At 68.6% G+C, this 18,805-nt stretch carries 14 protein-coding genes; 8 read left to right on the top strand and 6 right to left on the bottom strand.

Annotated features, from left to right (window positions below):
• Window positions 1-42: 42 nt before the first annotated feature.
• Entirely contained in the window at window positions 43-2,214 is a 2,172-nt protein-coding gene (locus tag ACFPIH_RS11765) for an N-6 DNA methylase (protein WP_381174099.1), read from the bottom strand.
• A gap of 156 nt (window positions 2,215-2,370) precedes the next feature.
• Here ACFPIH_RS11765 and ACFPIH_RS11760 point away from each other — a divergent pair, with 156 nt between their 5' ends.
• The gene (locus ACFPIH_RS11760; protein WP_381174097.1) at window positions 2,371-3,597 is read left to right on the top strand and encodes a ParB N-terminal domain-containing protein; all 1,227 of its coding nucleotides are present in this window, start codon (window positions 2,371-2,373) and stop codon (window positions 3,595-3,597) included.
• 108 nt (window positions 3,598-3,705) lie between these two features.
• Window positions 3,706-5,310: a hypothetical protein gene (locus ACFPIH_RS11755; protein ID WP_381174095.1), complete on the top strand. Its 1,605-nt coding sequence runs from the start codon at window positions 3,706-3,708 to the stop codon at window positions 5,308-5,310.
• A 132-nt stretch (window positions 5,311-5,442) separates the two neighbouring features.
• Here ACFPIH_RS11755 and ACFPIH_RS11750 read toward each other — a convergent pair whose 3' ends face one another.
• The gene (locus ACFPIH_RS11750) at window positions 5,443-5,913 is read right to left on the bottom strand and encodes an ATP-binding protein (RefSeq protein ID WP_381174093.1); all 471 of its coding nucleotides are present in this window, start codon (window positions 5,911-5,913) and stop codon (window positions 5,443-5,445) included.
• On the opposite strand from ACFPIH_RS11750, the gene ACFPIH_RS11745 reads away from it, so the two are divergent.
• The 5 genes from ACFPIH_RS11745 to ACFPIH_RS11725 all read left to right on the top strand — a co-directional run bounded on the left by ACFPIH_RS11745 (window position 5,852) and on the right by ACFPIH_RS11725 (window position 10,041).
• Entirely contained in the window at window positions 5,852-5,980 is a 129-nt protein-coding gene (locus ACFPIH_RS11745) for a hypothetical protein (RefSeq protein WP_381174302.1), read from the top strand. The two genes, ACFPIH_RS11750 and ACFPIH_RS11745, sit on opposite strands and share 62 nt — an antisense overlap.
• Before the next feature lie 225 nt (window positions 5,981-6,205).
• The gene (locus ACFPIH_RS11740) at window positions 6,206-6,568 is read left to right on the top strand and encodes an STAS domain-containing protein (RefSeq protein ID WP_381174090.1); all 363 of its coding nucleotides are present in this window, start codon (window positions 6,206-6,208) and stop codon (window positions 6,566-6,568) included.
• A gap of 158 nt (window positions 6,569-6,726) precedes the next feature.
• Entirely contained in the window at window positions 6,727-7,950 is a 1,224-nt protein-coding gene (locus ACFPIH_RS11735) for a PP2C family protein-serine/threonine phosphatase (RefSeq protein ID WP_381174088.1), read from the top strand.
• A gap of 31 nt (window positions 7,951-7,981) precedes the next feature.
• Window positions 7,982-9,595 carry a sensor histidine kinase gene (locus ACFPIH_RS11730; protein ID WP_381174086.1) on the top strand — a complete coding sequence of 538 codons (1,614 nt, stop codon included), beginning with the start codon at window positions 7,982-7,984 and terminating at the stop codon, window positions 9,593-9,595.
• Window positions 9,592-10,041 (top strand): response regulator, encoded by a 450-nt coding sequence (locus ACFPIH_RS11725; RefSeq protein ID WP_381174084.1) that lies wholly within the window; start codon window positions 9,592-9,594, stop codon window positions 10,039-10,041. The genes ACFPIH_RS11730 and ACFPIH_RS11725 overlap by 4 nt, the downstream gene beginning before the upstream one ends.
• A 450-nt stretch (window positions 10,042-10,491) precedes the next feature.
• Here the strand turns inward: ACFPIH_RS11725 and ACFPIH_RS11720 are convergent, their stop codons facing one another.
• The 4 genes from ACFPIH_RS11720 to ACFPIH_RS11705 all read right to left on the bottom strand — a co-directional run bounded on the left by ACFPIH_RS11720 (window position 10,492) and on the right by ACFPIH_RS11705 (window position 15,767).
• Window positions 10,492-10,713 carry a hypothetical protein gene (locus ACFPIH_RS11720; protein WP_381174082.1) on the bottom strand — a complete coding sequence of 74 codons (222 nt, stop codon included), beginning with the start codon at window positions 10,711-10,713 and terminating at the stop codon, window positions 10,492-10,494.
• Between the two features lie 214 nt (window positions 10,714-10,927).
• A complete protein-coding gene (locus ACFPIH_RS11715) occupies window positions 10,928-15,214 on the bottom strand; it encodes a DUF6531 domain-containing protein (protein WP_381174080.1) in 4,287 nt (1,428 codons plus the stop codon).
• A gap of 18 nt (window positions 15,215-15,232) precedes the next feature.
• Complete coding sequence (locus ACFPIH_RS11710; RefSeq protein ID WP_381174078.1) at window positions 15,233-15,529, bottom strand: WXG100 family type VII secretion target; 297 nt, start codon at window positions 15,527-15,529, stop codon at window positions 15,233-15,235.
• A gap of 10 nt (window positions 15,530-15,539) precedes the next feature.
• Complete coding sequence (locus ACFPIH_RS11705) at window positions 15,540-15,767, bottom strand: hypothetical protein (protein WP_381174076.1); 228 nt, start codon at window positions 15,765-15,767, stop codon at window positions 15,540-15,542.
• 173 nt (window positions 15,768-15,940) lie between these two features.
• Between ACFPIH_RS11705 and ACFPIH_RS11700 the strand changes: the two genes are divergently transcribed.
• Window positions 15,941-18,658 carry a WD40 repeat domain-containing serine/threonine protein kinase gene (locus ACFPIH_RS11700; protein ID WP_381174074.1) on the top strand — a complete coding sequence of 906 codons (2,718 nt, stop codon included), beginning with the start codon at window positions 15,941-15,943 and terminating at the stop codon, window positions 18,656-18,658.
• The last annotated feature ends 147 nt before the right edge of the window (window positions 18,659-18,805 follow it).

Below are 18,805 nucleotides of genomic sequence, written 5' to 3'. Positions count from 1 at the left end.
GTGTGGTCTATCGGCAAGCGCCAAGGCATGGATCAGGACGAATCAGCCGTCCATGAGCTCCGACCCAGGTGACGGCGGAATCAGCGCGCCTCCCGTCAGGCCCCCCGCCAGAAGCCCCGCCGTCTCCTCCGCCAGCCGCGCCGCCTTCTTGGCCTCGGCTCTCAGTGCGTGGACACGCCGGAACGCCTCGCCGTAGCGACGCTGTTCGTCGAGGGGCATCAGGGGGATGCGTAGTCGCCCCGGCGCGACATGCAGGACCGTGCTGCCGGTCGACGCGCCCGCGATGTTGTCCTCGGACGCCAGGAATCCGGCAAGGAACCAGGGGTCCAGGCGGGCCGGGTCCGGGCGGAGGAGGTGGACGTTCAAGCCGAGGAGCGCTCCCTCGTCCCGTTCGTCCGCGACCCGGGCCATGGGGCCGGTGCCGCCCGCGACCGCCCGTATGAGGACGTCACCCGCGACGATGACTGGTGCGGATTCGGCGCGCAGCTCGGCCGGGGCGGCCGAGGGGGCCGTACCCCTCGCGATGTCCGCCCCCGTGAGGACCGACGGAAGAGGAGAGGAGAGGGTGCCGCCCTCGGCTCGCGGCGCCTTCGCGTCAGGCGAGGTACGCAGCAAGGTCAGCGCGCCGCCCCGCGCGAGATCCGACGCGGTCGCCGTACGCCACTCCTTCACGGACGCTCCCGCCGCTGCCCAGCCGTTCCGGCCCACCGCCCGGACGAGTGACTCGGCGGCCTCGGCCAGCTCATGGCGCCGGACATCCGCGCGCGCGGCCAGTTCGGCCGGGTCGACGTCCGTCCGGGAGATGCGGACCTGACGGGCCGGGGTGAGATCGACGAGGTCGTCGAGGAGGTCGACGACGGCCACCGCACGTGCGGTGCCGGGCTCACCAGTGAAGGTGTCAGGGGCCGTGCTGAACGCTTCCCAGTGGGTGAGCGTCCGCGTCGTGAGGGCGGTCCAGTCCATGGGGGTGCGCGCCGAGCCCGTGCGGGTCGTGGCCGTCGGTCGGCGGCCCGGCTCACCGCTCGCCGCGTCTTCCTCGGCTGCCCCCGCCGCGTCGACGAACAGCACGGACTTCCGTTCCGTACCACCCGGCTCCGGCCGCTGCAACACCCAGATCTGCAACCCCACATGCAGCGGCGGTGCGGCCCCGGCCGGAAGCGCGACGACAGCCCGTACGGCGCCGCTGCGCACCAGTTCCGCCCGAATCCGCCGCCCTGAGGCACGAGTCGCGGTGGCGGGCGGGAGGATCAGCACCGCCCAGCCGCCCGGAGAGAGGTGGGCCAATGCGTGCTGGATCCAGGCGAGTTCGGATTCCGCGCGCGCTGGGACGCCATACGCCCAGCGCGGGTCGTAGGCCAGTTCGTCGTGGCCCCAGTCGCGGTCGCCGTAGGGCGGATTGCACAGCACCGCGTCGACCATGAGACCGGGGAACGCGTCGGCGCGCAGGCTGTCACCGCCACGGACGGTGATATCCGCTTCGGGAGCTGCCAGCAGCAGCCCGACCGTGGTGCGTTGGGCCTGGAGGGGCAGGGTGTCCTGGCCGTAGAGCCCGGTCGCGCCGTGCCGGGCGGCGGACTCCAGCAGGGTGCCGCTGCCGCACGCCGGGTCCAGGATCCGCACCGCGGTGCGGCGCAGCAGCCGGGCGGCCAGGTCCGCCAGTGGGGTCGGAGTCCGGTAGGTGCCGCTCGCAGCGCTGTCCTCCAGTTCCCGCTCCGCGATGACGCCGAGCGCGGCCCGGCCTCCCTCGTCCCGCACGCACCGGAGCAGAGCCCGCAGGGCCGCGCTGTCCGTGGGCGCGAAGCGGACGGACTCCGCGCCGGGAACCGTGTCCGCGAGCGCGGCCACCTGGGTCGCGGCGCGAGCTGCGAGATCACCGTCCGTGAGTTCAGTGAGCGCCGTCAGATCCTCGGGGGTGCGGCGTGAGGCTGCGAGGACGACCGGCAGCAGGGCCGTTCCGCCGGCTGCCCCACCCAGCGCGTGCAGACGCAGAGCCGTGCGGAACTCCTCCCGGGGGTCGGCGGCCTGATGGTGACCCCGAGAGGTCAGCCAGGCCTGCACCGCCTCCAAGTCGTACAGCGGGCTGCTTTCGGTGCCACCGGACGGGGGCGGGAAGTCGTCATGCCTACGGCGCCAGTTGCTGACGGTGGCGCGCGTGACCCCGGCGATGCGCGAGATCTCGGCGGCCGTCACGTGGGCGGCAGATGGCTGCGGCATGGCGGAGTGCCGACCTTTCTCCAAGGCGAGGAACTGTTAACACCATACAGCAGACGTCAAATCTCACAACGTATTTGACGATGCTTTCACGTACATGCTTACCTGTTAACGCTTCCACTCGAAGCGGAGGCCTTACGTCCTTGAGGGGGACCAGCCATGCGCCTGACCATGCCCACGACCGCCGCCGAAGGCACTCAGCTCACCGTGATGCCGTTCCGGCCCGACGCGGTGATCGGCACGATGGGGCTGCCGACGCTGCTCCAGCTCGTCCCGTCCCCGCGGACGGAAGAGGACACGCGGGCCCTGAAGTACGCGTCCGGCACCCTGCGCCGGCACGCCGAGGTACGGGCCCTCGTCCAGCGCATGCTCAAGTCCACCCAGAAGGGCCGCAACGTCACCTCGTACGCCGCGTACATCGCGTCGGGAGTCAACGGCGAGTACGGCTCGGGTTGGTCCACTCCCCCGATCACCCTGTGGCTGGACGGGCAGCCGGGGGCCGTGAGCGACGAACTGGTCCCGGGCAGCGGAATCCGTACCGTCACCGTGCTGCCCGGCTCCCCCCTCGTCGCCATCGACGGCGAAACCCAGGTGACCGCCTGGCACGAGCTCTACGACAACCCGGAGCGCTTCGGCATCACATACGAGAAGCTCACCACCGTGCGACTCCCGTACGAGCTGTACTTCGGGCTCACGGTCGAGGCCGCGCGGCAGATCTTCTACGACCGCAACGTCGAGGGCGTACCGGTGGCCAAGAACCTGGCCATGTCGATGGATCAGCGAGACATCGGAACGCAGCTCGCCCATCGGATCGGCGAGACGGTGAAGGTCGAGCACGAGGGGGTGATCATCCCGTTCGGCAGGCTGGTGCAGGGGCGCAAGCGTCAGCTGACGAAGAGCGACCCGGAGCTGATCACGCTGTCCGCCCGGCGTGTTCTCGTGATCACCGCGCTGCACGGGCGGGCCGGGCTGGCCCTGACGTCCTCCACCCTGCACGACGACGGACTGCCGCAGGGGATGGACGCGGAGCAGGCCGCGCGGCGGCTGGTGCCGCTGCTGTCGGAGCTGGTTACGCGCCTGTATCCGCATCTCGTGGCCCGTACGGCCGTTTCCGCGCCCGCGGTGCTGGCCGGTATCGGCATCGCCGTCCACCAGGCGACCGGCTGGGCCGCCTCAGGCAGGACACTGACCGAGGACGAGCTGTTCGCGCTCCTGGAGCCGGTGCGGTGGGAGCGCGAGGCGTCGTACTGGGACGGCGTGGCAGCCAGCGCCAACGCCTCCGGGGTTCTCAACTTCGGTGGCGGCGCCAAGGATTCGGGCGGCCGTGTCGCGGACGCGTTGCTGCACCCCGACACCGAGTACGGGCGCCGGATCCGCGGCTGGTAACCGGGCTCGCCCTCTCCGAACTGCCTTGTATCCGGGCTGGGTTGGGCCGATCTCATGGGAAAGAACGCCGGAGTTAGGATGCCCGTGCTGGTCAATCAAGGAGGTGCCATGGGGGACATGGAGAGGCCCGAACTGCTGCCGGACTGCGAAGTGCCGGTCCGCCGCAGGCAACCGGACGATCTCGTCGAGACCTGTCTGGTTCGCCTCGCCGACGACTCGCTCGGCGACAACTGGCGCATCAGCAGCCTGCAGGCATGCATGATCCGCGGTGGTTCGGCGCTGGCAGCGGCATCGTTCATGGTGGAGGCCGAAGGCCCCTGGCGTGACGACCTGCGACGCATCGCCAAGGTGTCCAAGGTCGGCCTTGAGCGGCCCGCCTTCACGCACGCGGAATACACCGTCGGGCTCTGCTACGTCGCGGGTACCAAGGGTCTCCCCGCCGGGCTGCGTCACCGGGCGGCGGACACGCTGGTACAGCGCGCGAACGAGGTCGGCTACGCGGAGGCGCGGAGTCTTCTGCCCAGGAACGGCTGGGGCTGGCTCGCGGACGCGGTCCGCGAGGGTTGGGCCGTATGGACCGCGCACCTGTTCGCCTCCGACGAGTCCGCCGCTCTCGCCACCCGTCTGAAGGTCGCCCTGGCACTCGCCGAATACGATCACCCAGCCGGATACGTACCCGAATCCCTTGAACGACTTGTCGCCCACCCTCAGGCCCCGAGTGCGGACCGCCTGGCTCTGGCGGCTGCCGTGGCCCGTCGCGCTCCTAAGGACGGCGTGGCCCTGCTCCGGAGTCTCGCGTCGGATCCCCTCGTCCAGGCAGGGCACCGCATGCAGGCCATCGGACTACTGGAGGACATCGACTCGGTGAAGGCCGAGGAGATGCGAGCCTTGCAGACCCGCCTGCCGTCCGGCCGTGCCGCTCGCGATCAGCACCGAGAGGCCACCGAGCACGCAGAGCGGGAAGCGGCCGCTCGACGGGATCGCGAGACTCCAGAAGCCGTGGCGGTGCGGCTTGAGTCCAGGATCGAGGAAATCCTGGACGACCTGGTCGGCCGCGCCTCGGCGGATTGGCTGGCCGACCAGTTGGACGACCACATCGCGGAGGCAGACGGTGAGGGCGTCGCCCAGGACATCGCCGATGTCTGCGGCGTGGCCCGCGCCGAGGACCTCGCATCTTCCCTCGATCTGCTGGAGGCCCTCACCCGGATCAGGTACGGCGACGAGACATGCCCGACCCCAGACGTCTCCGGCCTCGACATAGCGAGCGACAAGAGCATTCCCCGGCTGACCCGCCAGGAGCTGGAAGAGTACGCACGCGGGGAAGGGGAACGAGCCTGGCGCTTCTGGCAGGAACTCGTCGGGGAGCACGGCTGGGACGAAGACCGGTTCGAAGAGCTCGACGACAAGTCGATCGAGGTGAACCAGGATCTGGCCGACGCAGTCCGCCAGAAGGCCGGCGATCACCTGCGCGAACTGCAGCAGCACCTGGTCTGGGAGCTGTGGCCTGCCTTGACGAGTGCCGCGAGGGAACGGAACTATCCCGCCGCTCGCGGCCAAGTGGCAAACGCGCGTCTCCTCGCAGACGAGGCCGAACATGCCGAAGCGCTGTGGAGGGAATCGACGGTCCGCTCCTATTCGTTCGACCCGCTGACCTTGTCCTGGCCTCGTGATCTCTGGCTGATCCTCGAGGAATGGCGGAGTACCAGGCGATGAACCGGTTCGGGCCGCGGTTCTCCTGTACTGACGGCCCGCCAGAACAAGCCCAGGGGTGCGCCCTTCGAGCGTCAGCGTCATCGGAGCGGCTCCGCCGGGAGGAGGTCGCACAGCTCACCGAGGACCCGGCGGTCAATCCGCGCGACGGACACCGCCGACCGGCGCATCGGCCAGGGCGATACGGGCGGTGATGCTCTTGCCGGACGGTTCGAGGCGGACCTGGAACGCCTGGGCGACGGCCATGACGATCTCCAGGCCGTGCTGGCCGACTCGTCGCGGATCGACCGGGCGGGCGACGGGCTGCACACGGGCACTGTCCCGTACGGTCACCTCCACCACGCCGTCCGCGATGCACAGGTCCATCCACAGCGGCCCGGGAGCGTATTTGCGGGCGTTGGTGACCAGTTCGCTGACCACCAGTTGCGTGAGGTCCACGGCCCGGGCGGAGACGTCCACGCCGTGGTCCGTGCGGGCCCGGCTGAGGAAGTCGGTCGCGTGGTGGCGTGCTTCCGCGATACAGGTGTCGTCGCCGCCCAAGGAGATGGCGGTACGCAAGGGAGCGGCGGTACGCGAGGGTACGGCGGTGCCCAAGGGGCTGGCCATGTCCAAGGGTACGGTCGTACTCGAGGGGCTGGCCGTGCCCAAGGAGACGGCTGTGCCTGAAGGGTGAGTGCTCGACTCCCCCGCGCCGTCGCTGTAGCTGTCGCTGTCGGCAGACCCCACTCTTTGTCACCTTCGTTCCCGTTGTCCGCTCGCGCCTACCCTGCGCGATGCGTCGCATGCTCTTCCTACGCGAATTGCTCGCTTGTTCGAGCGCGGCTCCCCGTAGCATCTGGGCTGGATTCCGGCACAGGATCCGGAGCGAGTCGAACCAGCGAGCGCAGTCGAGGACACGGTGACAGACACACACCCAGCCCAGCCCGGCCACCTGACGGTCAGCCACTCCACCGTCGACGGCGTCCGGATCGTCGCCCTGCACGGCGAACTGGACCACGGCGCGCGCGATCGCGCAGGGGAGGCGCTGATTCCCCCGGCCGCCGGCACACCGCCGCGGACCGTCGCCGATCTCTCCGGCCTGACCTTCATGGACTCCAGCGGCATCAACGTGCTCATCGCCGCCCACCGTGCGGCCGTGGAGGCTCAGGGCTGGCTGCGCGTGGCCGGTACGCAGCCGGCCGTGCTGCGCGTGATGCAGCTCGTCGGCATCGACGCCCTCATCCCCTGTCACCCCACCGTGCGCCAAGCTCTGGAGAGCTGACCTCCGGGCAGGACAGGACGACCACTTCGCGCCACATCGGCTGTACTTGAAGTGAAGGAAGTGAAGGGTCGATCGACCGGTGTGGTTATCCTCTCGACTGTCGTCGTCCGACGATGTCACTCAGACATGCGACGCGTGTGGGTAGGAAGGTCAGAACCATGATGTCGTCGCCCGCCGAGGAGGCCGAACCGCCGTCGCGTACACGGGGGGACGGCGTCGCGGAGTGGGAATGGCGGGAGCCGTCCGTCCTGTTGATCGAGGACGACCCCGGCGACGCGCTGCTGGTCGAGGAGCTGGTCGCCGACAGCACGCTGAAGATGCGGCTGCGGTGGGTGCGGTCGATGGCGGAGGCCGCCGACGTGCTCACGGCCCAGATACCCGACTGCGTGCTGCTCGATCTGCATCTGCCCGACGCGCACGGCCTGGAGGCGGTCTCCCGGGTCAAGGCGCACGCCGACCAGGTGGCGATCGTGGTGCTCACCGGGCTCGCCGAGGAGTTGACGGGGCTGGCGGCCGTCGCCGGCGGCGCGCAGGACTATCTGGTCAAGGGGCGGGTCGAACCGGAGCTGTTCGGGCGGGCGGTGCGCTACGCGATACAGCGCAAGCAGGCCGAGCAGTCCGCCGTGGCGCTCCAGGCCGGTCGGATGCGGGCGCAGGAGAACGCCCGCCTCGAACGCGGGCTGCTGCCACGCCCGTTGCTGCGCGGCGGCGACGTCGACGTCGTGGCCCGTTATCTTCCCGGCCGGGCGCAGACGCTTCTGGGCGGCGACTTCTACGACATCGTGCAGAGCGCCGACGGCACGGTGCACGCGCTGGTCGGGGACGTCTCCGGGCACGGGCCGGACGAGGCGGCCCTGGGCGTCGCGCTGCGGATCGCCTGGCGCACGCTGGTGTTCTGCGGCGTCACCGGCGCCGAGCAGGTCGGACGGCTGGAGGAGATCCTGCTGGCGGAGCGCGCCCGGGACGAGGTCTTCGCGACCCTCGTCAGCCTCGCCGCCGTACCGGGTGAGCAGCTGGCCCGGGTGGTACGGGCGGGCCACCATGGACTGTTGCTGCGTACCGGCCGAGATGTGGAGTGGGCGGAGCCGCCCGGCGGCCCGGCGTTGGGGGTGGTACCCGCGGGAGCGTCGTGGCCGATGGCGGAGTTGGAGGTGCCGGCGGGTACGGGAGTGGTGATGTTCACCGACGGTCTGTTCGAGGGATACGTGGGCCGGGGTGCCGAGCGGCTAGGAGAGGCGGGGCTGCTCGCGATCGCACGGGAGGAAGCCGCTCTGGCGCCGGAACCGTTCGTCGACCGGCTGATCGAGCGGGTCGGCGGACTGGCCGAGTCACAGGGCGGTCTGGCCGACGACGTGGCCGTGGTCCATCTGTGCTGGAACTGACCTGGTGGGGCGAGCGATGTCGGAGCGGAGGATGACGGAAGTGGCGGGCAACGGGGCCTGGATCGGACGCCGGCTCACCGTGCAGGGCTGGTTCTACCTGGCCCAGGCGCTCATGATGCTGGTGGTGGTGATCGGCACCGTGATCGGTGCGAATCTGCTGGCCGGAACGGCGCGCATGACCGACCACTTGCTCCAGCACGTCCAGCCGGCCCAGACCGAGGCGTACCAACTGCAGGCGGCCCTGGTGAACCAGGAGACCGGCATCCGGGGTTACGCCATCGCCGCCGACCGCCAGTTCCTGAAGCCCTACACCCAGGGCAAGCGGGACGAGGCCCGGGCCGCCGCCCGTCTGCGCACCCTCCTTGCCGACCGCCCCGCACTCCTCGCCGGTCTCACGGCGGTCGAGCGGGGCGCCGCCGACTGGCGGAGCGGCTACGCCGAACCGCTCGCGGCCTCCGTCACCCCCGGCCGGCCGCAGCCGATCAACCAGAACTCCGCGGACCGCGGCAGGGAGAGCTTCGACGACCTCCGTGGCCTGTGGACGAAGCAGAACGCGGACCTGGCGCAAGCGGTCCGCGACGGCCGGGCCGAGCTGGCGCACGAGCGGACGGTGCGCAACCTGGTCCTGAGCGGCATGGTCGTCGCCTTCCTGGTGACCGGGCTCATGCTCGCGGTACTCGTAAGGCTGCTGGTCACCCGCCCGCTGGAGGCGCTGCGCGAGGTGTCCCGGCAGGTGGCGGACGGAGACTTCGACCATGTCATCACGGGCGGCGGCCCGGCGGACCTGGCCGCGGTGGCCACCGACGTCGAGGGCATGCGGCAGCGAATCGTCGCCGAGCTGGCGGCCTCCCGCGGCCAGCGGGACATCCTGACCCGGCAGGCCGCCGACCTGGACGCCCAGGCCGTCGAACTGCGCCGGTCCAACGCCGAGTTGGAGCAGTTCGCCTACGTCGCCTCGCACGACCTTCAGGAGCCGCTGCGCAAGGTCGCCTCCTTCTGCCAGTTGCTGGAGAAGCGGTACGGCGACCAGCTCGACGAGCGGGGCCTGCAGTACATCGACTTCGCCGTCGACGGCGCCAAACGCATGCAGGTCCTCATCAACGACCTGCTCACCTTCTCCCGGGTCGGCCGCGTCAACGACGCCCAGCTGCCCGTCGGTCTCGGCCAGGCCCTCGACAAGGCGCTGACGAACCTGACGGCGGCCGTCGAGGAGTCCGGCGCCCGCGTCGACCGGCCGGACGGCATGCCCGAGATCGTCGGCGACCCCATGCTGCTGGCCATGCTGTGGCAGAACCTGGTGGGCAACGCCCTGAAGTTCCGCCACCCCGACCGCCCGCCGCACGTGACCGTCACCTGTGACCAGGACCCCGACGACCCCGGCTCCTGGCGGCTGTGCGTCACCGACAACGGCATCGGCGTCCCCGAGCAGTTCGTCGACAAGGTCTTCGTCATCTTCCAGCGGCTGCACAGCCGCGACGCGTACGGAGGCACCGGCATCGGCCTGGCCCTGTGCAAGAAGATCGTCGAGTACCACGGCGGCAGGATCTGGATCGACACCGGCCGCACCGAAGGCACTCGCTTCTGCTTCACTCTCCCGTCCGCCGCCGCGCACACCGAACAGACCGAGAAGAAGGCCCTGACATGACCACCCCTCCCACCGCCCCCATCGACGTCCTGCTCGTCGAGGACGACCCCGGTGACGAGTTGATGACCCGTGAGGCGTTCGCGGACAACAGGATAGGCAACGTCCTGCACGTCGTGCGGGACGGCGAAGAGGCGCTCGACTTCCTCTACCGGCGCGGCGCGCACGCGAACGCGGTGCGGCCCGGCCTCATCCTGCTCGACCTCAATCTGCCCAAGTACGACGGCCGCCAGGTACTGGAGAAGATCAAGTCGGACCCGGAGCTCGCCCACATCCCGGTGGTCGTCCTGACCACCTCGGCGGCCGAGGAGGACATCCTGCGCAGCTACAGGCTGCACGCCAACGCCTACGTCACCAAGCCGGTCGACCTGGACCAGTTCATCGCCGCGGTCCGCCAGATCGACGACTTCTTCGTCCAGGTCGTACGCCTGCCCCGCGACGGCACCTGACCACCGGCAGCCACCCCACAGTTCACGCAGGGCCGGCAGGGACTCCGCCACGATCTGCTCCTGGATGGCGGCGCACAGGAGGTCAGGACCCCTTCGCGACCGGCTCCAGAATCGCCACGCACTCCACGTGATGCGTCATCGGAAACATGTCACCGCGACTGGACAACGAAGAAGTGCAGGTCCGACGCGTTTTTCGGGTCGAGCAGAAGGCACCCAGGCGCGCGGAGCGTCAAATGAGCGTCACGGCTTTCCGCTGACTAAGCCGGCAGACCAGGCGCCGCACTCGCATCGACACCACGATCCGTCGCCCATCCACCGGCAAGCCCATGGATGCCATGCAGCCGTCCCGTCGGCTCCCGCGCACACCGGGAACGGCACCGGCGCATCCCGAGTCCGGACGGACACCCGGATAGCCTCGCCTCCTTGACAGACCCCCACATCTCCCCAATATCAGTTGACACCCCGGAACGGTCCAAAATGAGATGGGGCGTCGACCCATTTGTCATCCTCGTGCCATTCGCAACTGTTGGCGAGGACATGGGATTGGCCGTGGTTCAGAATGAATAGTTTGAACGGCTCGACAGGCGTGTGCTCGATGCGAAGACGGTCGCGTTCCGCCCCGAAATCAGCTTCTTCGATTGATAGCGAAGGGAGCTGGGTGGCGATATTCATTTGCCTAACATTGGAGAAAAGTACCTCGACGCGCACATCTTGATCATGCCTGGGCATGCTGCGCAGAAGGAGTCGAGAATAACTGAATCCGTATGCCCAGATTTTGAATCGTCGATCCCAGTGGACGAGCTCCATTGAGTGCTCCAACTAGAACATCTCACCGTTAGGTGAATTTAGATAGCCCTCGGTGACACCAGGACTGAACTGAAAAGTACTAGCCTTCCCGGAGTGCCACGAAATCAGGAACTCTCATCTGCGAAGTTACATCCTTTCCGCCATACCAGAAGACAATTGAGTCCCAGGCTCTCCTTTCGCGCCGAATTGACTCCCCGACAAGATACATTTCATGTTGGGTTGTGATCCATTTCTTACCGACCTGTCCTTCTTTGTAGAAATCTTCGAAGACCTCCTGCAAAGACCCCCTCCGGCCCGATGCCATGCGGAATCCATCAAGGACGATGTGTATCTGTGTTTCCGGTTGTTCGAGCGCCACGTGTCGCACAGACGCGATCGCGCCTTCGAGGCTTTGATCAAGGAAGTGAGTATGCCCGTGCTTGTCGGCGAAGTTGCGCAGATCACCCTCCTCCCGCAGCCCCAGCGTGATGCTCTCGCACGGTGCCAGCCCAAGAAAATCGCACCATGATTGTGGGTTGCGAGGGTAGGCGCTGGCATTGAGTGAGGGAGCGAGACCGAGCGGGTCCTGGCTGAGGTACCGGCCTGTATCGGCGTCGTAGTGTCTGTGGTGGTTGTAGTGAAGCTCAGTCTCGGGGTCGAAGTACTGTCCAGGAAACCGCAGCGGAGTGTAGGTGGTGCTGTCGCTGCTCCAGTTTGCTGCTCCCCAGAGGGTGGTGCGGGTGCGCCAGGCGATTTCGCCCTGTTCGTCGATCAGTTCGCTCGGGGTGCCGACCAGGTCCGTGACGATGGCGAAGAAGCGGGCGTCGATTTCCTGCTGTGGGGCCTCCGCCGCGACGGTGCGTTCCATCTGGGACAGCGGGCGCAGGCCCTGGTGGTCCCAGGTGAGGGTCACAGGGTTGGGGAGGTCCGCGGACGTTGTCGTCTGTTCGCAGAGCTTCGTGCCGTCCCAGGTGAAGTCCACCCGCTCCACGACTCTTTCACCGTCCTGCGCCAAGCGGAGTTTTGCTGCGCGGCGACCCAGGAGGTCGTAGGTGTAGCGCCAGCGGGTGCCGTCGGGGGTGATGGCCGATGTGAGGCGGTCTTCGGCGTCCCACTCGTAGCGCCAGGTGTCCGGCTTGCGGGACAGGCGGGTCTTCTGGCGCAGGGTGATGCGGCCCAGGGCGTCGTGTTCGTAGCGGACTCGGCCGGCTCGGATGATGCGCGTACCCACGTAGGAGCGGGCGCCCATCGCATCTGCGCCCGGGTGGTCCGATGGCCAGGACGCCTCGGTCTGGTTCCCCGCCTCGTCGTAGGCATACCGCTCGGTCCAGTCGGCGGCGTGGACCGCCGTCACCCTGCCCGTCGCGTCCAGGTCGAAGCGGCGGGAGCCGGACAGGTGGTCCTCTATGCCGATCAGGTTGCTGTCGGCTCGGTAGGTGTACGTCCGATGCTGGACCCTGTGGCCCCCCGCGCCCGTCACCGACTGGGTTGTCAGGCGGCCCAGTGCGTCGAAGGTGTGCTCCAGGGTGACCGCGCCACCGACCTGGCGGGTCAGCTCGCGGCCCGCCGCGTCGTACGTGAAGTCGATCGCCCTGCCCGAGGCCACCATGCCCGTGCGGCGGCCCGCCGCGTCGTACGACCACGTCGTCTCGGCCCCGGTCGGGGTGGTGCGACCTGTGCGGCGGCCCAACGCGTCGTACGTGTACTTCACCGTGCGGTCGTTGACCGTCTCCGAGCACAGACGGCCGTTGCGGTCCCGCAGCAGCGTCAGCGTCGTACCGTCGGGACCCGTTGCCTGGGCCAGTTGGTCGGCCAGATCGTAGGCGTACGTGGTGACTCGGCCCGCAGCGTCCTTGCGAATCACCTGGCCGAGAGCATCACGCTCGAAGGACGTCACCTCGCCGAGTGCGTTCCGCCGTGACACCAGGCGGCCCGCCGCGTCGTACGCGTACCTCAGGCTGCGGTCGTCGAAGTCCGTTTCCGTCACCAGGCGGCCGGCCGCGTCGTACTCGTACCTCCATATCAGGCCCTGTGGGTTCCTGACCTTCGTCAGGCGTAGTTCCGTGTCGTGGTCGAACTCGTAGCGGACGCCGTCCGGGCCCGTGCGGGCCGTGAGCAGGTCGAAGTGGGTGTACTCGAAGTGGGTGGTGCCGCCGATGGCGTCGGTGTGGCTCGTACAGTTGCCTTCACCGTCGTAGGTCCAGGATTCCTCGGCCCCGTCCGGGTCGGTCCGGCGATCAAGCTTGCCCTCGACGGTCCAGGACAGACGGGTTATGGCGCCCAGGGGGTCGGTGATCGTGACGATGCGGCCGAACGGATCAGGTTCGTACCGGGTGGTCGCTCCCAGCGGGTCGGTGACGGCGACGGGCACACCGGCGGCGTTGCATTCGACGTGCGTCGTGTTGCCCAGGGCGTCCGTGGCCGATGTCAGGTTGCCGCGACTGTCATAGGCGAAGCGGGTCGTCGCGCCGGAAGCGTCGGTGACAGCCGTCAAGTTGCCGCTTGCGTCGAACTCCCTGACGACTTGGGTGCCGCTCGGTTCGGTCACCGTCACCGGCAGGCCCTGGTCGTCGTAGGCGACGGTGATCTCACGGCCGTCGGGGCGCGTGATTGTCAGCGGGCGGCCCTCTTGGTCGTACGTGTAGGCGACAGTGTGGCCGAGCGGGTCGATCATGGTGAGGGGCCGGTGGAACGGGTCGTAGGTGGTGTGGGTGGCGGCGCCGTCCGGGCGGATCTCGGTGACCACCTGAAGCTTGTCGTTGATCAGGTGCCGGCTTGTGTGTCCGAGAGAGTTGGTCGCCGTTGTGACCTTGAGACCCGTCACCGGGTCGGTGTCGCCGTAGGTGTAGGTGTTCCGCATGTGACCGGCTTCGCCGGTCTGGTAGGTGCAGCGGTCCTCGTCGTCGTACTCGTAGCGGTACGACGAGCCGTTGGTGTCCGTCCATGCGGTGATTCGGCCCATTGCGTCGTTGGTGAACCGTGTGGGGACACCGCAGGAGTTCGTTACCGAGGAGAAGTGGCCGTGTTCGTCATAATCGAAGCGGAGCAGTTCCTGGTCACTGCCGTCCTCGGCCGCACCCACCAGGTGGAGGGCGGTGATGCGCTTGCCTTCCGTGGTGATCTTCACGCAGTAGCCGGCCGAGTGCCGAATCGCGATGGGGGCGCCGTCCGGGTCGTAGGCGTACGTCAACCGCTGGGTGCCTGCGCGGTCGGTGACGTGCACCAGGAGCGCGATGCCGCGGCCGTCGGCGCCTGGGGCCGCGAAGTCCCATCTACGGCCCGTGTCGGGGTCGGTGACGGTGTAATCGCCGTTGGTGTCAACAGTCAGCGGTAACAAGTCGCCCTCGACGGGCAGCGAGGCGACTTCCGGAGTCGGGTGGGGATAGGAAAGCAGCGCCCCGTCTTCGCGTACGAAGATGACACCCTCGGCGTCGATCTCCAGTCGCTGGTCCGCCGTCGAGGTCCAGGTGGGGCCGAACCAGCGCCCCGCGTGGTAGGACGACTCAAAGTGGCGGGAGAACACCAAGGGGAGTCGAGCCGGCAGGGTCAAATCCGTTTGCGGAAGGGCCATCCGCCCGGTGGCCAGGTCGACCGGGTCTCCGCAGAACAACTTGCTTTCGTGTTTCCTGGCGACATCGCCGAGCGCTGACCTGACGCTCCGTCGGGCCAACCCCGTCGCGGCGCCTCGCGCCGCCCCACGTACTGCCTTCAGAGCTGCGGTACGTGCGGCTGCACCGCCATACCGGCCGGACGCAGGCGTGGCACTCGAACCACCGGGCGCGGGTATCGCAGCGCGTATGGCCTGCGCACACCGCTCCTCCGCTTCGGCCGCAACCCGCGCCGCCTGTCGGGCCACCGTGGCGGCGTCCTGCCGCTCCCGTTCGGCCTGGGCGGCGTAAGCGCCGACCCGTCCGGCGGCTGCGCGGACCTCCGGGCGTTGGTACTGGGTGTACCTGAGCGCGAACGACTCGTCGAGGTCACGCCAGTTGCCGGTGTACCAGAACCCCGGGGCGAGCGTGCAGAACTGCTGTAACGCGGCCTTGTACTGGGCGTCCGCCTGCAGGCCCCGGCTCAGCGCGGCGCGGGACTCGATCTTGGCCTGCTCAAGGGTCTGCGCGTAGGCGCTGAGCGCCCTGCCGCAGCTTTCGTGAGATGGCCCCAGAACGGCTGCCTGCTGCGGGAGTTGGGCAAGCCGCTGCTGGAACAGCGGCGCGTAGTCCCCCTGCATGCGCAAGTCCGCGCTGTTGGCGGCGACCTGACCGAGGCGGCTGGCGTGCTGCTCGGAGTACTCCGCCTCGCGCAGCAGACGTGCCGCCAGGGTCTGGATCTGGGCGGGATCGCCGGGGACCGGGTCCTGCGCCAGGTCCAGAACGCTCCAGTCCTCCATGCTCAGGCGCCCCGCCGGTCAGCTGCCCGCGCCGCCCGCCAGTCGTGTGTCGAGTTCCTGGTGGCCGCTTACGACGTTGTTGAGGAAGCCCGCCATCCCCTCCAGGCCCTGGATCATGTTCTGGGCGCCGGTCGTCCACTGCTGGTACGACTCCTGGAACCTGGGCGACGCCATCTGGGTGCGGAACTCGCCGGCCACCAGCTGGTCGACCATGGCCTTGAGGGCCTGGAGCTTCTCAGTCATCTCCGTCTGGCCGCTGATCAGCCGCGACGCCGTCTGCTGTACGCCGTCGTAGCCGACACTGACATCCGCCATCGGTTTCTCCTCACATCTCCATGGCTCGGTCGCCGAAGACCTGGTCGAGGTCGAGCGCGCCTTCCGCCAGGCCCGCGAAGAGTCCCGCAACCGTATCGACTGACGCGACGAGGCTGGTTCGGGCTGTGGTGACGGCGTTGAGGAAGTCGGCGAGAGCCTGTGCGGCCGACCCGCCGGTCATCGTGCTGATTGCATCGGCCACAGGGTGCGGCACCGAAAGCTGGAGGTCGGAGCGCATGCGGGTCAACTCCCGCGCGACTAAGTCCGCTTCCTGCAGATCGCAGGCGAATCTTTGAGCCATCGACCCGGATCTCCCCCGTGAGACCTCGACTGCGCGTCACAACTGGCTAACCTACTGTCAGGTTAGCGTACGGGGCGCCGACCGGTAAGCGATCCGACAGGAGCGCGGTTGTGACGGGGACGGATTCCTCCCAGACGGGACAAAGACTGGTCGCAGGGCGCTATCGGCTGACGGAGGTGCTCGGGCGGGGCGGCATGGGGGTCGTCTGGCAGGCCACCGATGAGCTGATCGGTCGCACCGTGGCGGTCAAGGAACTCCGCGTCCCGCAAGGGCTGCCCGAGAGGGAGCGGGCGGCGTTCGGCGAGCGGGCGCTGCGCGAGGCCCGCACCGCCGGGCGGATCCGTCATCCCGGGGTGATCGCCATCCATGACCTGATCCCGGACACGGCGCAGGCCGACGCGGCCTATGTCGTCATGGAGTTGGTGGAGGCGCCCTCGCTGGCGACGGTTCTGGAGCGGGACGGCGCCCTGCCCGAGCGGCGCGTGGCACGCTTGGGACTGCGGGTGCTCGAGGCGCTGGACGCCGCACACGCAATCGGACTGGTGCACCGGGACGTCAAGCCCAGCAACATCCTGGTCCTGCCCGACGACGAGGTGAAGCTGGTCGACTTCGGCATCGCCCACGCCCTCGACGACACCCGCCTCACCCGCACCGGCGTCGCCGGCTCCACCGGATACATCGCCCCCGAACTGTTCGAGGGCGAGCCCCCCACTCCCGCAGTCGACCTGTGGTCCCTCGGTGTCACGCTGCACCACGCGGCCACCGGCAGCAGCCCCTTCGAGCGCGGGTCCACCGCGGCCACCATCCGAGCGGTCCTCCACGAGGACCCACCGCCGCTGGACCGTCATCCTTCGCTGTCCCCTGTGATCGGGGCCCTGCTCGTCCGGGACCCGGACCGGCGCATGGACGGCCGTGAAGCGGCAGTGGGTCTACGCTCTGCCGTCACCTCAGCCCGGAACACGGCCCCCGAACCAGTGAGACAGGCCCCCCGGCCGGACGAAGCCACCGGCCGACCCGCCACATGGCAGAACCGCCCCACCGGCGTGCACGCCCGCCTCAGCAACCCCGGGAGACCGAGAGCCAGAGCGGACACGACGGGCCAGGCATCCGCCGCGGGCAGAGACACGGCCACCGGATCGCCGAGGCAGCCCGGGTCAGCGAACGGTGGCGCTGCCGCCTTCCGTCGCCCGGCGGCCCAGCGCGCCAACGGTGGCAGCCGACCGGCCACATGGGAGGACCGACCCACCACTGTCCGGTCGGATACGGCACCGGCGAGACGGTCGACGGCGCGAGCGCAGGCGATTGGGCCGACAACGACCAGCACGACGGCTGATGACGCCGAGCGCTACGCGATTTATTCGGCGAAGGCCCTCCTCAACAGTACTTTCCGCCTCGTCCTGGCTTTGCTGAGCGCTTGGACCTTCTGGAGGCTCTTCCACGACCTGTTGGCGTGGCCGACTCCCGTCACCGTCGTGGAGGTCGTTTTCCTGTCCTACCTGGCACAGGCATACGTGTCCACTTGGTGGGACAGCTTCGCGCTCGGCATTGAGGGCATCCTCCTCTCAGCGAAGCGCGGCAATGCTTCGGTGGCCTGGGAGCACATCGATGAGATCGTCCTCGTCCCCCAGCCGCACACCGAGCTCACCCACCGGGACAGCCGGACCGCCATCACGCTGCGCATGGCCGCGACCACACCGGCCGACGTCAGGAAAAAGTCTCCGTTGCGGGGCGTCGATCGCACCGGCGCCGGAAGCGCCTTCGCCTGGAGCATGGGCGAAGTGAATCACTCAGTCGACGAGCTGAGCACAGCATTCCGCGCAGCCGCGCCGCTCCACGTCACCGTCGCAAGCCCGTCCGAGCCGGACGTCGAGGATCTGCGGTATCACGGCGCTCGTCGTACCTGGCCGATGTGGTTGTCCCTCCTGCTTGCGGGGATCCTCGTGGCAACGTACGCCTTCCACGATGACGGAGGCCCGGTTCAGCTCGAGAAGACCGGATGGGACGGTGTGGTGGAGTTCAGTCCCGACGGCGCGACTCTGGCAAGCGGCAACTCCGACTACGGCATCGAATTGTGGAACGTCGCCACTCGCAAGAGGACCGCCACCCTCATGGGACAGACAGGGAAGATCACGGCGTTACGGTTCGCCCCCGACAGGAAACTGCTGGCCGTCGCCGACGACGGCCACTACGACCACACCATCACGGTGTGGGACATGCCCTCGCGAGCCGAGCGCAGGACCCTGTCCGTGGGCGAGGACACCTCGGTGGTGTGGCTGGCCTTCAGTCCCGACAGCCATACACTCGCCAGCGTGAACGACGACCGGACCATTGTGTTGTGGGACGTCCGATCGGGCCGGAAGACCCGCACAATCCCCCAGAAGACGTCGCGCGCCTTTCCGGTTGAATTCAGTGCGGCAGGCTTGTTTCTCAGTGGCCTCGACAGCGCGAAGCTGCCACACCGGTGGTACCTCCCCACCGGCCGCCCTGTGTCCCCTGCCGCCGGCGACGCGGACTGGGCCACAATCGCGGGTTCCACCGTCTACATACTGGACGGTTCCGGATCGATCAAGCGCGTGCTGACCGGTCACACGGGCAAGATCACCGACGTTGACCCTGCGAAGGACGCCGGCCAACTGCTGGCCACCAGCAGCGAGGACCACACCGTACGCATCTGGCGCGCCGACACCGGCAAGATCTCGCGGAAACTGACCCTGGACTGGGACAACGGCCGCACGGCCGATGCCGTCGCCCTCAGTCGGGACGGAAGGACACTCGTCTACGGGAGTGGCTCAGCCCTGTGGATCTGGGAGACGGGCGTCGACGCGTAGGTTCGCTGTCGGCTCGGTCAACGGAATCGGCCGGCCGTCAGCGGCGAGCCTTGGAACCCCAACTCGTAACGTTCTACCGGGGCTTCACTCCAGACGGCGGCTGGCTAACCTGTTGTCAGGCCGGCGTACGGGGCGCTGGCGGGCAGC

The sequence above is a fragment of the Streptomyces vulcanius genome, from assembly GCF_042653945.1.
Taxonomy (GTDB): Bacteria; Actinomycetota; Actinomycetes; order Streptomycetales; family Streptomycetaceae; genus Streptomyces; species Streptomyces mangrovi.
Note: the sequence above shows the minus strand (reverse complement) of the source record. Positions and strands in the feature narration are given on the sequence as shown.

Bases quoted from the DNA above. Each gene is read 5' to 3' on its own strand.
- ACFPIH_RS11765 (WP_381174099.1), bottom strand. From the start codon at position 2,214: ATGCCGCAGCCATCTGCCGCCCACGTGACGGCCGCCGAGATCTCGCGC.
- ACFPIH_RS11760 (WP_381174097.1), top strand. From the start codon at position 2,371: ATGCGCCTGACCATGCCCACGACCGCCGCCGAAGGCACTCAGCTCACC.
- ACFPIH_RS11755 (WP_381174095.1), top strand. From the start codon at position 3,706: ATGGGGGACATGGAGAGGCCCGAACTGCTGCCGGACTGCGAAGTGCCG.
- ACFPIH_RS11745 (WP_381174302.1), top strand. From the start codon at position 5,852: ATGGCGGTACGCAAGGGAGCGGCGGTACGCGAGGGTACGGCGGTGCCC.
- ACFPIH_RS11750 (WP_381174093.1), bottom strand. From the start codon at position 5,913: ATGGCCAGCCCCTTGGGCACCGCCGTACCCTCGCGTACCGCCGCTCCC.
- ACFPIH_RS11735 (WP_381174088.1), top strand. From the start codon at position 6,727: ATGATGTCGTCGCCCGCCGAGGAGGCCGAACCGCCGTCGCGTACACGG.
- ACFPIH_RS11730 (WP_381174086.1), top strand. From the start codon at position 7,982: ATGACGGAAGTGGCGGGCAACGGGGCCTGGATCGGACGCCGGCTCACC.
- ACFPIH_RS11725 (WP_381174084.1), top strand. From the start codon at position 9,592: ATGACCACCCCTCCCACCGCCCCCATCGACGTCCTGCTCGTCGAGGAC.
- ACFPIH_RS11720 (WP_381174082.1), bottom strand. From the start codon at position 10,713: ATGAATATCGCCACCCAGCTCCCTTCGCTATCAATCGAAGAAGCTGAT.
- ACFPIH_RS11715 (WP_381174080.1), bottom strand. From the start codon at position 15,214: ATGGAGGACTGGAGCGTTCTGGACCTGGCGCAGGACCCGGTCCCCGGC.
- ACFPIH_RS11710 (WP_381174078.1), bottom strand. From the start codon at position 15,529: ATGGCGGATGTCAGTGTCGGCTACGACGGCGTACAGCAGACGGCGTCG.
- ACFPIH_RS11705 (WP_381174076.1), bottom strand. From the start codon at position 15,767: ATGCGCTCCGACCTCCAGCTTTCGGTGCCGCACCCTGTGGCCGATGCA.